The 14,594-nt window shown below is 48.9% G+C and carries 12 protein-coding genes; 6 read left to right on the forward strand and 6 right to left on the reverse strand.

Annotation, left to right across the window (positions count from 1 at the left end):
* Window positions 1–50 precede the first annotated feature (50 nt).
* On the reverse strand, window positions 51–980 hold the full coding sequence (locus tag ACFQ3W_RS01475) for an S-layer homology domain-containing protein (protein WP_379315888.1): 930 nt from the start codon (window positions 978–980) through the stop codon (window positions 51–53).
* Between the two features lie 240 nt (window positions 981–1,220).
* On the opposite strand from ACFQ3W_RS01475, the gene ACFQ3W_RS01480 reads away from it, so the two are divergent.
* Window positions 1,221–2,177: an alpha/beta fold hydrolase gene (locus ACFQ3W_RS01480; protein ID WP_379315890.1), complete on the forward strand. Its 957-nt coding sequence runs from the start codon at window positions 1,221–1,223 to the stop codon at window positions 2,175–2,177.
* A 46-nt stretch (window positions 2,178–2,223) separates the two neighbouring features.
* On the forward strand, window positions 2,224–3,816 hold the full coding sequence (locus ACFQ3W_RS01485) for an amidohydrolase (protein ID WP_379315892.1): 1,593 nt from the start codon (window positions 2,224–2,226) through the stop codon (window positions 3,814–3,816).
* 339 nt (window positions 3,817–4,155) lie between these two features.
* Here ACFQ3W_RS01485 and ACFQ3W_RS01490 read toward each other — a convergent pair whose 3' ends face one another.
* The 4 genes from ACFQ3W_RS01490 to ACFQ3W_RS01505 form a co-directional block, all read right to left on the reverse strand.
* Window positions 4,156–6,012, reverse strand: a complete 1,857-nt coding sequence (locus ACFQ3W_RS01490) for a methyl-accepting chemotaxis protein (RefSeq protein WP_379315894.1) — start codon at window positions 6,010–6,012, stop codon at window positions 4,156–4,158.
* 220 nt (window positions 6,013–6,232) lie between these two features.
* The gene (locus ACFQ3W_RS01495; RefSeq protein WP_379315896.1) at window positions 6,233–7,594 is read right to left on the reverse strand and encodes a sensor histidine kinase; all 1,362 of its coding nucleotides are present in this window, start codon (window positions 7,592–7,594) and stop codon (window positions 6,233–6,235) included.
* Window positions 7,581–8,315: a response regulator transcription factor gene (locus ACFQ3W_RS01500; protein WP_379315898.1), complete on the reverse strand. Its 735-nt coding sequence runs from the start codon at window positions 8,313–8,315 to the stop codon at window positions 7,581–7,583. The genes ACFQ3W_RS01495 and ACFQ3W_RS01500 overlap by 14 nt, the downstream gene beginning before the upstream one ends.
* 131 nt (window positions 8,316–8,446) lie before the next feature.
* Complete coding sequence (locus ACFQ3W_RS01505; RefSeq protein WP_379315900.1) at window positions 8,447–8,839, reverse strand: hypothetical protein; 393 nt, start codon at window positions 8,837–8,839, stop codon at window positions 8,447–8,449.
* Window positions 8,840–9,024: 185 nt separating this feature from the next.
* Here ACFQ3W_RS01505 and ACFQ3W_RS01510 point away from each other — a divergent pair, with 185 nt between their 5' ends.
* Entirely contained in the window at window positions 9,025–9,531 is a 507-nt protein-coding gene (locus ACFQ3W_RS01510) for a CYTH domain-containing protein (protein WP_379315902.1), read from the forward strand.
* Between the two features lie 105 nt (window positions 9,532–9,636).
* On the opposite strand, the gene ACFQ3W_RS01515 is transcribed toward ACFQ3W_RS01510, so the two are convergent.
* Window positions 9,637–10,365 (reverse strand): SGNH/GDSL hydrolase family protein, encoded by a 729-nt coding sequence (locus tag ACFQ3W_RS01515; protein WP_379315904.1) that lies wholly within the window; start codon window positions 10,363–10,365, stop codon window positions 9,637–9,639.
* 240 nt (window positions 10,366–10,605) lie between these two features.
* Between ACFQ3W_RS01515 and ACFQ3W_RS01520 the strand changes: the two genes are divergently transcribed.
* The 3 genes from ACFQ3W_RS01520 to ACFQ3W_RS01530 all read left to right on the forward strand — a co-directional run bounded on the left by ACFQ3W_RS01520 (window position 10,606) and on the right by ACFQ3W_RS01530 (window position 14,593).
* A complete protein-coding gene (locus ACFQ3W_RS01520) occupies window positions 10,606–11,589 on the forward strand; it encodes a Gfo/Idh/MocA family protein (RefSeq protein ID WP_379316361.1) in 984 nt (327 codons plus the stop codon).
* Window positions 11,590–12,170: 581 nt separating this feature from the next.
* Window positions 12,171–13,157: a sugar-binding protein gene (locus tag ACFQ3W_RS01525; RefSeq protein ID WP_379315906.1), complete on the forward strand. Its 987-nt coding sequence runs from the start codon at window positions 12,171–12,173 to the stop codon at window positions 13,155–13,157.
* Complete coding sequence (locus tag ACFQ3W_RS01530) at window positions 13,154–14,593, forward strand: sensor histidine kinase (protein WP_379315908.1); 1,440 nt, start codon at window positions 13,154–13,156, stop codon at window positions 14,591–14,593. The genes ACFQ3W_RS01525 and ACFQ3W_RS01530 overlap by 4 nt, the downstream gene beginning before the upstream one ends.
* Window position 14,594: the final 1 nt, after the last annotated feature.

Consider the following 14,594-nt stretch of genomic DNA (forward strand, 5'->3'; position numbering starts at 1 on the left):
ACGAAAGATGTGCAGCAGCTTTGTTTTTTTGGTTTAACTCAAGGCCCCAGTTACTTCGTTTCTTCACCGAGCACTGGCTGGTAATTGGACGGAATGTACGTCTCGGCTTTGACCTCTGAAATGACCTGAGGATAGATTCCTTTCCCGGGTGAAACAATCCGGTAGTTGATGACCGCTTTTCCGTCCTTATATTCAATGCTCGACACTTCCATACCGTAGCCCGGATGCGGAGCCATGGCGGAGATCGTAACTTTTAAAATATCCCCACCGCTCATTTTTTCGCTGGTCAATCCAACATCGTAAAGCTTGCTGCGAATAGGCTGCTCAGAAGCGTTGCCCTTCAGAAAGTTAGCCGTTCTTTCCAACATGTCAGCAGCCTCGCTGTGGGTAATAGAATCGTTTGGCCGGAAGTTTTTGTTCTTATCTAGCTGGGCGATACCCGCATTCAGCAGCTTTTGAATGCTGTCCATATAAGCCGAATTGATCCCCTTGCTGTCCTTAATATCGACATACATCATCGTCCAGGCGTAATCGCCTTTTGCAGCAATTGCTTTATACAGCCAATGGCTGAATTGCTCTCTCGAAACCTTCGCCGATGGGTTGATGTCCTTCGGGATATCAAGCCCGTAATAGTTGGCGATGACGAAGGCTTGAGCATACCAGGCGTTATCCTTCACTTTCTTAAAAGTATCACTAGCCTTGGGCTCCTTGACGAATCGCACATGATCGAGGTTTAGGCCGACCGTTTTCACGATTTGCGAAATGGCCGAAGCGCTCGTAATGTTATGAGTGGACTTGAGCTGCCCGAAGTGATTGCCTTTAAAATGTTCGGAATTCGCTGTCCCTTGGAACATCTTTTGCTCGGAGCCGCCTTTAGCAGCTTTAGTGGCCAACGCGCTGCCGCTGAACGTCATGCCGATAATAATGACCATAAGCAGAGTCAGCTTGGAAACTTTGATGAGCAGTTTAGTTTGTTTCATCACTATACCTCCTATTCAGCATTATCATTTTCTTCAGATTTTTTGACGTACTATAGAAGCAGGATGTTTCACTTATTTTTAAAATATTCTGTAATAGGTAGGCTGGTAACGAGATAAGGAGATGGCGCCGATTTCGGACTTGTTTTTCTCGAGGTAAATTCGCACGCGCGTGTTGTCGCCGTGTTCTTGAAAGCGATATACTGTGAGCATATGACTTATGCCTGGAAAGGGGAAACACAAATGCCAATCATCGATATGAAGCTGGACGATTTACGAAAATATCAGGGGATTAACCCGAAACCGCAGGATTTTGACGAGTATTGGGCAACGGCTTTGGAAGAAATGCGGGCCGTCGATCCCCAGCTTGAACTCGTTAAAGCGGAATTTCAAGTGCCCGGTGTGGAATGCTATCATCTATATTTTACCGGAGTAAAGGGAGCTAGAATTCACGCCAAATATGTTCGTCCAGCAGCTCCCGGACCTCATCCGGCAGTCCTTCTATTTCACGGGTATACGGGGAATTCGGGGGATTGGATCGAAAAGCTCAGCTTTGCATCGCTTGGCTACTCCGTGATCGCCATGGACTGTCGCGGTCAAGGCGGACGCTCCGAGGATGTCGGCGGAACGCCGGGAAATACATTTCACGGCCACATTATACGTGGACTCGACAGCGACCCGCAAAACCTGCTGTTCCGACACATTTTCCTTGACACGGCACAGCTTGCCGGAATCGTGATGGATTTGCCGGAGGTGGATTCAAAGCGCGTCGGGGTAACGGGCTGGTCGCAGGGCGGCGGCTTAACACTTGCTTGTGCCTCACTCGAGCCTCGGGTTAAGCTGGCAGCTCCGGTTTATCCCTTTTTGTCCGATTACCGCAGAGTGTGGGAGATGGATTTAGACAAGAACGCTTATGAGGAGCTCCGCACCTATTTCCGCCTGTTTGATCCGCAGCACGAGAAGGAAGAGGGGGTATTTGCGAAGCTGGGTTATATCGATGTGCATCACCTGGCGAGCCGGATCGAAGCCACCGTTCTCATGGGCACCGGGTTAATGGACGAAATCTGTCCGCCATCCACTCAGTTCGCTGCCTACAACGCGATTAAAGCTCCAAAATCGATGGAGATTTTCCCGGATTTCGGTCACGAGGGCTTGCCGGGGATGTCCGATAAGATAGTGCAGTTCTTGCTTGGCCTATAAGTCTTGTCAGTGATAGCTTAAACGTAAAAGAACAGGAGAGGATACCGTGCCGGGAACACTGTTTATCAACGGGCAATTTTCATTTGGCCCAGCCGAAATGCATCCGGACGCGGTCTACGTGGAGGATGGCATCATTCGTGCTGTCGGCAGCGTGCAGGAACTGAAGCTGCAGCTCGCCCAAAAAGATTACCGGACGGTGGATTGGGAAGGGGCTTTCGTGCTCCCTGGGCTTGCAGATTCGCATATGCATTTATCGATGCATGGGATGAAGCTTGAAATGCTCGATTTTACGGATGTATCTTCTAAAGAGGAAATGCTTCGGCTGGTCCGTGAACGTGCGGAAGCTACGCCACCCGGAGAATGGCTGCTTGGCCTCAATTGGAATGAAAATAATTTTACACTCGCTGAGGCGCCAAATATCGACGAGTTGGACGCCGTGAGCGATCGCCATCCGATTTTTCTTACCCGTACTTGTTTCCATGCCTACCTGGCTAATTCGGAAGCCTTCCGCAGAGCGGGCGTGACGCAGAATACGCCGGACCCGGAATCGGGCGCTTACGGTCGTGACAGGGATGGAAAGCTGAACGGATGGGTGTATGAGGAAGCCTCCGTTCCGTTTCAACAGGCGCAGCCCGAACCTGATTACGCCGCGAAAAAGGCGGCGATCCGCCGTGCCTGGCTCGATGCGCTTCGCCTCGGGCTGACCGCAGCCCATACCGAGGATCTGCGGTTCCTCGGCAGCATCGATACGATGCTGCGTATATGCCGGGAGCTGCGGGAGGAAGGGATAGCGTTTCGCACCCATCAGCTGCTGTACTATCCCTTTCTAAAGGAGGCGGAGGCTCTTGGGCTTCGGGGAGGCGAAGGTGACGACTGGATGCGCATCGGTGCGGTCAAGGTGTTTGCAGATGGGGCGATCGGAGGCCGTACGGCGCTTCTGAAGGAGCCGTATAGCGATGCCCCGGAAACCCGGGGAATGGCGGTTCAAACGATGGAAAGTTTAACGGGTATATTCGGGAAGGCCCGCCGCTTGGGATTTCCCGTTGCCGTACATGCCATCGGAGACGGCGGCGCCGATTTGACGCTGAAGGCGATGGAATCCGTCCCGCTTGAGTCCGGCATTTTGCTACCGGACCGGCTGATCCATGCTCAAGTGCTGGATGCGGATCTGGTACGGCGTATGACGAACCTGCGCCTTGCCATTGATATCCAGCCAAGATTCGTGGCGAGTGATTTTCCGTGGGTGCTTGAGCGTGTAGGCGAGGAGCGAACGGCATACTTGTATGCATGGAAGACGCTGTTGGATGCCGGATTAAAATGTGCGGGCGGCAGCGATGCACCGATTGAACCGCTGAACCCTTTCTTGGGGATGCATGCAGCCGTTACTCGCTGTAAGCCGGGAGAAGCTCATGAGGGGTATCTACCTAAGGAGAATCTTACCATAAGAGAGGCGCTCGATTTGTTTACGCGAGGGAGCGCCAATGCGGCGGGAGAAGAAACGGAGCGCGGTGCGATCCAGGTTGGCAAGCGAGGGGATTTTACCGTCATTGATCGGAATATCACTGGCAATCCGGAACAATTGCTGCGAGCCAAAGTCCGGATGACCGTAGTAAACGGGGAGATTGCTTACTCAGGGTGATGCTTGTGGCAGTGGCTGTTGCAGTTGTGTCACTCTACCCTTAGGCGTTTAATTGTATTTAGTACAGCTAATTTGGCAACTTTTATTGCTTTGGAGAGAGTAGATGTAAAAAGTGCAGTTAAATTACCTTGGCGTGACGATCGGCGCGTTATGGGCAGCAAATAGATGTACATTATGCAGCTAATCCAGATGAAACTGGGGAATTAAGCGATTTAGATGTACAATTTACACTTAGGCGCTGCATTGAGTGATCATAACAAACGGAAAAGAAGCCGCAGGGGGGAGGACCTTGCGGCTTCTTCGTTTGCTGGCTGCCAGTAATCATAATCCTAGAGTTATTTATATAGTAAAGCCAGCGGTAATTTCACTCAGCTTTTTGGCCATGTTGGACAATTTGTCCGCGGTGCCGTCGATTTCATTCATGGTGCTAAGCTGCTCTTGAATGCTTGCGCTGATTTGCTCTGTGCCATCGGCAATTTCACCTGTGGAGGTGGCGATGTTCTGGATGGCCTTCTCCATTTCTCTGGTGCTCAGGGCTTGACGGTTATTGTCATCATCAATCTGATCGATTTGGCCGACGATCTCCTGGATGCTATTCAAAATCCGGCCAATGCTGTTCTTGGCCTCCTCAGCTTTTTTCACCCCAAGTAAAACCTTCTCGGCAACTTCTTCGGTAGACTGAACGGCCGTCGTTGACTTCCGCTGATTTTCGGTAATGACCCGGGCGATTTGCTGGGCGGCGACATTGCTTTCGTCAGCCAGCTTGCGGATCTCATCGGCTACGACGGAGAAGCCTCGGCCGGCCTCGCCCGCTCGAGCGGCCTCGATCGCGGCATTTAGCGCCAGCAAGTTTGTTTGCGACGAGATTCCGGCGATAAGCTCGGTGATTTCACCGATTTTTTTGGAGGAATTGTTCAGGTCGTGAATCGTATCGGACACCAGTTGAGACGTCGCTTTGATATCCGTAATGGAAGCTTCTATTTCCGTTATTCTGGCTGCTCCGTCCTCAGCCGCCTGCTTGACTTTTTTGCTGTTCTCCGCCGTTTTCTTGCTGGCGATGGCCGTGGATTCGGAGAACTGGGCCATCTCGGCCAAGCTTGCCGAGGTTTGCTCGGAGACGGCGGCGTTCTCGGAAGTGCTTGATGTGATTTGCTGTACGGTTGCTGATATTCCTTCCAAAGAAGCGCTAGTGGCGCCTGTTGCTCTACTGAGTACTTCACTGGCGGAATAAATCGTCCCGGCAGAGGCGATCATTTCTCCAATAATGGAGTGCAGCCTGGAGATAAAGTCATCAAAGCTCTGACTGAGCTCGCCTAACTCGTCCTTGCTTTGATAGCCGATCCGGCCCGTCAGGTCCCCGTTGCTATCCGAGATTTCCCGCAGCTTAGTAGTGACTCTCGTGATTGGATTCACAACGTTTCGTACGATAAAGATAGACAGTATCGCCGTAATGACTGCGCAGACGGCCAGTAGAATCAATAGGCTAATCAATGTCGATCGATACACGACCTTACTGTCGTCATAGGTTTGCTGCGCCATTTTAACATGCTGCTGGATCCAGCTGTCCATGGATTGAATCAATGCGAGCTTGGCTTTGTCGAGTGCAGAAACTTCTTCGGGAGGCCCGCCTTTACGTTCGGTTTCAGTGCTGCCGGCTTCAGCAGAGGCTGTACTGCTAGCCGTATCCGAGGTTGTACTTGTCGAACCCGCAGCAGTGGTATTCCCTGCTACTGCTGAGGCATTCTGATCCGCAGAAACTGCAGCTCCGTTTTGTTCCGGGCCTGTCATGCCTGATTTGAATTGTTCCAAAAAGTTGTTCAACGCAGTCGTGTATGCCTCGTATTTCGTCATAACGTTTTTTACCGCTGCATTGGCCGTTTCATCGCTGTAACCTGCCAAACTTTTCTTGATTGTCTCCTGAGAAGTAGCAATCTGTTTTTGAATGCTGGTGCGCTCCGTATCATCGGATGCGTCCATGTAGGTACTGGCTAAAGTTCGCGTCGTTTCCATTTTGGACTTGATATCTTCTAAATTTACGATCGGTATAAGCCGGGAGTTGTTGAGTTCTTCAAGCTTCGCATTGACGTTCGAAATCTGTCTCATACCGACGACGCCGATAATCAGCAAAAAGGCAAAAAAGCTAAAGACCAATAAACGGATTTTGGGTGCAATTTTCATGTTCTGGATGAGTCGCAAGTTGTTGTCCCCCTATGTATTGAATTGTCGTAAAGTTGCTATAGTGGTAGTGTAAAGCGGGTCACTTAATTCAATATGAGGGTTGGCTGAATATTTGCTGAAAGCGATAAAAACTGCAGGATAAAGGAGAGAGGGGTGCAACGCAAAAAAAAGGGCCAGCCTGACAATGTCAAGCTGAACCTAATATGAGGGATGTTTTACCTAGCTAATAGCGGTTTGTTTATGAATTCGGTGGCATGGCATCATTTCGATAGTGATATTTGACAACGGTAAAGCAGGCACCGCCCCAATCCGAGGGCGAATAGGATATGTTTCCGTTCATCTTCAAGGCGATCTGCCGGCAAATTTCAAGACCCAGACCGGTGACGCCGCGGGCTCCCGTGTAGAACCGTTTGAAAACCGCTTCACGCTCCTCCTCGCTCAGCCCCGGACCGTCATCCTCTACAGAAATCGTCCATTCCGTGTCGGGGTCGGCTCCTTGATGAACTCTAAGCACAACCCGTTTCGTCGTATGGCGTACCGCGTTTTGCAGGAGGTTGATCATGATGCGAAACACCTGCTCGGCAGGGACTTTGGCCTTGAAGGACTTTCCGTCTACGGACATCTCAAGCTGCCTTTCTTTGGCGGCCGGCATAAGCAACTGAATGGCCTCCTCCGCCATTTCGTGCAGATCAACCTCCGTTAGCGGCCACTGATCATCGACGGCTTCCAGGCGGGATAGCTGCAGGAGCTTCTCCACCATGTCGATAAGGCGTCTGGACTGATTCGTAATGATCTTAAGCCCTTCCTCCTGCGTAACCACCTGATCCTGGATCGCATACACGTACCCCTGAATAGACATTAGGGGAGTTCGAAGCTCGTGCGATACATTTTGCAAAAATTCGATTTGACTTCGCTGGTGCAGTTCAATCCGGTCGGACATCATCTGAAAGGTATGACTTAACTCCCCGATTTCGCTATTATCGGATTTCGGAAAATCCGTCAGACCTTTGATCGAAAGACGATTGGGCTCGTACCGGCTTACCGCCTCCTTCAAGCGGTTGAGCGGTCGAACAACACGGGACACGACGAGCAGCCCGATCCCCAAAATAACGAGGAAGCTGGCTCCAATCGACAACAAGGTCGTGTTCATCAGCGGTACGTAAATCGCTCTAAGCGAGGACAGCGGGGAATAGATAAAAATGTGATAAGGCATACGCGGCAATGGCTCGTTCGTGTAGAGCACCTTATGACCATTGATTTGAGTAATGCCTTCCCGGTCTCTCGGAATGGTTTTTAACGTTTTGCCTTCCAGCACCGAATCACTTGCATCTATAATCAATTGCTTGTTGTCGAGCACCATATAATCCGCGTACAACAGCAGTCCTTTGACGACATATTTGAATTTTTTACTATCCAGCCGCTCCAGATCTCCGTCGCTTAGCATGTGAACGGCTCTTTCTGCCTGAACATGGAGCTGCGCCCTCGCCTGGTTGACCAAAATCCCATCCATAAATCGTACGAACATGGCAACGGTAATTCCGACGGTAACCAACATGGAAATGAACAGCGATAGAAGCACTTTGCTCTTAATGGTACGCATGTTCAGACTCTCTCACCGTAGCTTTGTAGCCGAATCCCCAAACGGTATCGATCATTAGAGTGGCCTCTTTCTCCACCAGTTTTTTTCGTATACGCTTGACCAGATCATCAACGACCCTAACGTCTCCCAAAAAATCGTAGTTCCACACCTGCTGGATAATGTGCTCACGGCTGAACGGGCGGTCCAGATGGCTTGCCAGAAAAGCGAGCAGTTCAAACTCTCTTTGGGTTAAATTGACCTCCTTGCCCTCAACCGTAACCTGGCGATACTCTTCGGATACGGCGGCATTTCCCGCTAAATATGTATGATGATCGGATTGCGATTCCTGATTTTTTCGAGCTCCTTGTTCCGAGGCTCCGGCTTGAACCAAACGCAGCAAGGCCTTAACCCGGCCTACCAGCTCTCTTGGGTTGAACGGCTTGCTTAGAAAATCGCTGCAGCCCATCTCCAGCCCCTGTATTCGGTCTATCTCTTCTCCGCGAGCGGAGATCATCATGATCGGCATTTCTGTAAAAGTCCGCAATTGTCTTAATAGAGATAAGCCGTCAATTCCGGGCATCATGATGTCTAGAATGAGACAGTCCGGGCGATGATCGCGGATATGCTGGATCAAGGTTTGTCCATTATTGAAAGAGGTCACTTCGTACCCTTCCTTTTTCAAATATTCCGAGATCAGCTGCAGAATAAATAAATCATCATCTACGATTACAATTTTGCTCATGAGCTCTGCCCCCCTTGCTCTCTCTAAAATACCAAAATGGACAAGAGACGGAAACCACATTCGGTCCCGTCTCTTTTAAATTTAGGTCACGAAATGACCATTTGTCGTTATGAAGTTCTTATATGCGGATCTTATTTTTTCTTAGTAGTTGGTTTAGTAGCTGGTTTGGTGGTTGCTTTCTTCACGTCGGCTTTTTTAGCGTCGGCTTTCTTTTCAGCCTTCTTCGCTGTAACTACGGTTTTATGTGCTGCTACCTTTTTGGCAACAGTTTTTTTATGCAGAGCAACCTTATGGATTTTGTTAGCCTTTTTCGTTGTAGCTACTTTGAAGTTTTTCACAACTGGTTTGTCCACTATTTTTTTTACCGGAGCGGCAACCTTAACTGCCTTAGTTACAGCCACGGTTTTTGAAACTGGTGTGGCTGCTTTAGCAGGAGCGGATGCTGCAAAAGCACTTGTTGAGCCTCCGAGCACACTAACTACAGTAAGTACGGCTGCTGCATTTTTAACCCATTTGTTCATCATCTTAATCACTTCTCCTTTCGAATTACTTATATCGTAACAAGAGAATATGTGATATTTTGGGATAGAATATGGGAAAACCATATGAATTTGATGACTAATCTGTAACTAGAGAATGCGAATATTGCCCCGTTGAAGCAAACAGGACGCTGGTATTCAATATAAAAAGAAACGAGGAGGATCATAACATGTCGCTAGAAATAGAACGTAAATTTTTACTACCGGAATTTCCGGACGGGCTCATTGAAGAGGGGAAAATCATTATCCAATCAGAGCAACTGATCGATCAAACGTATTTAGCCTTGCATGAGGATCAGGAGCTCAGGGTTCGCAAAATCAAGGACCTGCAAAGCGGGACAGTCGAGTATACCCATACGTTTAAAAAGGGCTTTGGCCTAGCCCGCGAGGAGGTGGAAGTGTCCATCTCAGCGGGGATTTACGAGGAAATCACGGGGATACATAAGGCAGTTCCACTAACGAAGCGGCGAGTTACGGCGCGGTGGAACGGGATCGTTATAGAAATCGACTGTTATGATCAAATCCAACTGATGGTGCTGGAGGTCGAGTTTAAATCCGAAGCAGAGGCGTTGGCTTTTGAACCGCCGGGGTGGTTTGGACCCGATATTAGTACAGAGAAACAGTACAGCAACAAAAAAGTATGGCGGGATTTGCAGCAAAGTCATGGTGCTAAGTAAGTCTAATTTAAAAGAGTAGTCATTAACGCAAAAACACAAGAGACCTACAAGGTCTCTTGTGTTTATAAGTCACATTTATGGCATAGATGGCTGATCTCGAAATTGTTAATCGAATGCCAAGCTACCGTTATCCCGCAAGAGGAACTGATAATTGTTTCGTATGAATTCCAGCACTTTGTCGCATATAATCCGGTGGCCGTCCCGGTTTGGATGGATGCCATCTGAGCAAAGGAACTTCGTGAAATCGGGATGCTCTAGAAAAGCGCCGCGCACATCGATATACTTCGTTTTGGTAAGCTCAGATACTTTCAGAATGGTAGAATTGTATCTTTCCTGCCACCAATAAATTTTCGTGACACTCCCGAGCCATTTCATAATGTTCTTTTCCGCTTCCGGATCGTTTCTGCTCACCCATTTGAAATAGCTGTCGGCATTTAAAGGGGGAAGACTCATCAGAATCGGCGTTATTTGCTGGTTCTTCAAGAACTGGATCGCTTCCGTCAGCATCTTCTCAAATACATTAAAATCGGTTTTCGGGCTGTGTTCTGCGTCGGGATTGTCAGCAATTTCGTTCCAATTGAAATCGCAATCGTTCCCGCCGTACTCGATCAGGACGATATTTGGCTTATCCTTCACGATATCTTTCTTTAGATTGCCTAGTCCCTTAATCAGAGTGTTGCCGAATCTTGCCGTGTTGTGAACCGCTCCTATAAGCTTCTTCTGGAGTAAAGAAACATAATTGTCTTCCAAAATGACGTATTTACTTCTGACTTCATCATAAATGACGCCCTTGGATATGGAGTCTCCGCTAATCATATACTTGATATCGTTCATGAATAAGCTCTTGCTGTCCTCGCTCACAGTCTCACCTCTTTCATAGCCTCGAAACCTTTCGTAAAGGAAGGTTATACGCTGCATGTTTGTTATTTCTATTGTAGTTTAGTTCTCTCGCGAAACGCAAGTAAACTTCATGCATGATGGGGGATTCTTTTATTGCTCAGAAGTGGACAACAGGCAGGGGGAATGAGAGAATACGAATAGATCATTCAATACAAGGGGGATGACGTAACGTTGATCAGATTCGGCATCATTGGAACTAATTGGATAACAGAACGATTTATACAGGCTGCCCTGGAAACGGAGCAATTTGTTTTGACAGCGGTTTACTCCCGTTCGGAGGACAAGGGAAAAGAGTTTGCTGGCAAATTTGGCGACCCGCAAGTATTCACCGACCTTGAGACTTTTGCTTCCAGCGAGGATATGGATGCCGTTTATATTGCAAGTCCGAACTCCCTTCATGCGGAGCAAGCGATTCTTATGATGGATCACGGGAAGCATGTGCTCTGTGAGAAGCCGATGGCTTCCAACCCTACTGAAGTCAAGCGAATGATCGAAGCCGCCCGCCGGAACGACGTTCTGCTGATGGAAGCGCTCAAATCCACGCTAATGCCGAATTTCCATGCGGTACGTGACAATTTGTATAAAATAGGCCGGGTGCGGCGCTATTTTTCCGGTTATTGTCAGTATTCATCCCGCTTTGACGCTTTTAAGCAAGGAAAGGTGCTGAACGCGTTTAATCCGGCATTTTCCAACGGGGCGTTAATGGATCTTGGCATTTACTGCATCTACCCGATGGTAACGCTGTTTGGTAAACCGGAATCAGTTCAGGCGTCAGCCATTATGCTGTCCTCAGGCGTTGACGGGGAAGGCAGCCTGCTTGTGCGTTACCCCGATATGGACGGCGTCATTATGTACTCGAAAATTACCGATTCGTATTTACCGACGGAGATTCAGGGTGAAAACGGAACGATTGTTATCGATAAAGTGAACCAGCCTTATGATGTGAAAATACTTTACCGCGACGGCACAACTGAAGAGTTAACGAAGTCTCAGCCTCAGGAATCGATGTATTACGAAGCTCTGGAATTTATTGAGCTCTTCTTAAGCGGGCAGCGGGAAAGTGCGATAAACTCGCATGCGCATTCTCTCGCAGTGGCCGAGGTCATGGAGGAGGCAAGACGACAGTTCGGATTGCGGTTCCCTGCAGACGAGGTTTAATTTGATATATCAGGTTAAAGTTGAAAAGGCTGCCGAAGGGCAGTCTTTTTTTAACCTTTTTTAACATGTCGGAAAGTATAAAAATCTGGGGGAAGAATCTTGAAACCATGTATGTGGGGGACATGCTCCTCGCTTACCGACCTTGCAGACGATCAGCAAAGGAGAAAAGTAGCATATGGCGAGTGAAAAATGAATGTCAGTTGAAATGGGCTGACCTCCTCAAGTATTGTAACTGGCCTTCTCGAACGTAGTAATTGCATTTTGTACATTTAAATCTTGTCATTATGGCAGCCTTAGAAAAGTAGTTGTATAAAGTGCAGTTAAAAGTGGAGGAATCGTCTTTTCTGCCCGGTTTGGGCGATTTTAGATGCAGGTTTTGCAGTTAAAATTCAGAAATCCGCAATTTGCCCCAAAATAGATGTACTAAATGCATTTAGTGGTGTGGGTTCACGCTGCAACAGCTTTCCAACGGTTGTCAGAATGACTAATTGTCCCGGCAGGTCTAGCGACACGGTTTGGACAAATTTCCTGTTGCAACCGTTTTCAATGGAAGGTAGGATAGTCCATGGGGTGAGGCATAAATGAAGGACAAAAAATGGCTGATTGCGATTACTGTGTGCATTCTCATACTGGCTTATTTATTTATCGGATTTGCGCACTACTCCGGGAAGGCCGGGAGCATCGTCAAGGAGCTCCAGGGGCATCCGGATGAAGGCGAGCATCGTTATCATATCGTATTGATTGAACAGGAACGTTATCATCCTTACTGGGAAATGGTTGAGAAAGGGGCCGAGCAGGCCGCCAAAAACTACGGAATCGATATTGAATTCACCGGACCGGTTCGAAACAACATGGAGGAGCAGCTGAGCCTGATGGAAAAAGCAATCGCCGCTCGGGTGGATGCGATTATCGTTCAGGGGCTGAACGACGAGAACTTTACCCCGGTCATCAATAAAGCAGTGAAACGCGGCATTCCCGTCATTACGATCGATACCGATGCTCCGAGGAGCAAACGGCTCGCCTATGTGGGGACCGACAATGTGGCCGCCGGGGAGCGGCTTGGCAAGCTCGTTGTAGAGACGAGCGGCGGATCAGGAAACATCGGAGTCATTATCGGGAGCGAGTTGGCCGAAAATCAGCTGCAGCGCCTGGAAGGGCTAAAAAAGGTTGTGGAGCAGCATCAACACTTGCAAATCGTGGACGTGCGAACCTCCAACATTTCACATATGGAAGCGATTCAGCAAGCGGCCAATATGCTCCGGATGCACCCGAAAATCAATATTATGGTCGGTACCAGTGCGACGGACGCGCTCGGCGTGCTTCAAGCGGCCAGGAGTTTAAAGATCAATGATCTCACGATTATCGGATTCGATAATCAGAAGGAAATGCTCGCCGCGATCCGCCGTGGAGAGATCAAGGCGACCGTCGCGCAGCAGCCTTATTTGATGGGAAGCACGGCCGTTCGGCTCGTGTACGAGCATTTTCAAGGGAAAGCCCTTCGTTCCGAATATTTCACGGGGGTCAAAGTACTGGATAGGACCAACGCGCAGGAGGGAGAAAGCCTGTGAGTATTCGTCGAAAGCTGTTCATCTTTATTCCGCTGCTCGTACTGGTGATGAGCTCAGTTTCTTTTTTTCTGTATGAGACGAGTAAAAATGTGCAGGAAAGCTACCACCTGATGATGGAGCGGATTTTGCTGTATAAGGAAGTATCGTACGAGGTCGGGGAGAATATGCGGTCGATGAACCGGTTCATTATGCAGATGGACACCGACAGCCTGCCGGAGGTAGTTAAGCATCTGAATGCGGTGAAGCGTCTTCGGGCGGAGTTGAACGGACTGGAAACGATCGGCAGCAGCGATTTGCCCTTAAAGAATTACCGGAACATTATCGACACTTTTTTAGAGCAGTCCGAGGGAATGATTCAACAGATCAAATATGAGGATTCCAATACGATGGCGGGGGAATACATCGAAGCTGAACAGACGCAGCGGTTTATTCGGGAGGAAGCTCAGGAGCTCGTTGATCTTGAGCTGGAGCAGTACAAGCCGATCTATCAGGAAATGATGTTTACGACGGGCAAGCTGAATGAATTGGGGATTCTACTGGTCATAACGGCTGCATTGTTTAGTATCCTGCTGGCTCTTTGGCTCTCGCACAGTATTACGAATCCGATTCGCCGCCTTGTGGCAACAGCGAAGCAAATATCTAAAGGGCGTATGGATACGAAAGCGCCTGAAAGCGACAGCAACGACGAGATCAGCATCCTGTGCCGGGCCTTCAACGGCATGATCGACAACATTCAGGGGCTGATGGCTGAAAATATCAACAGTCTGGAGAAGGATCGACTCGTTAAGGAGTTGGAGCTCAAAACGCTGCAAAGCCAGATCAATCCGCACTTTTTATTCAATACGCTCAATTCCATCTCCAAACTGGCTTATATCGAAGGGGCCGAGCAAACCAGCGATTTGGCCGTTTCTGTCTCCCGGCTGCTCAGATACAATTTGCAAAAGCTCGATCAGGCCGTGCCGCTAAGAGAAGAGGTCGAGCACGTAAATGAATATATGAACATTCAAAAAGCCCGGTTTCGCGACCGTATTCGGTTTGTGACGCGGATCGACGAGGAGGCACTGGATAGCATTGTTCCCTGCCTGACTCTGCAGCCCATTCTGGAGAACGCCTTCGTCCATGGGATCGAGCATATGGAGGAGGGCGCTGTGCTTGAACTGAATATCGACCGCACGGAGGCGGACGAAGTGGTGATTGAAATTTGCGACAACGGCGTCGGGATGAATCAGGAGACGGTCGATATGCTGCTGCAGTCCATTCGTGAGGAGAAGCCGAGGTTTGCCAGGAAGGGTAAATCGACCGGGCTGGGTACGCATAATGTGTTTAAAAGATTGCACTTGTTTTTTGACGGACAGCAAAAAATCGAAATCGACAGTAAAGAGGGAGCCGGGACAACCGTGCGGTTTACGCTACCTTTTCGTACGGATATTTTGTAAT

The organism is Paenibacillus puldeungensis, assembly GCF_042678945.1.
Classification (GTDB): domain Bacteria; phylum Bacillota; class Bacilli; order Paenibacillales; family Paenibacillaceae; genus Fontibacillus; species Fontibacillus puldeungensis.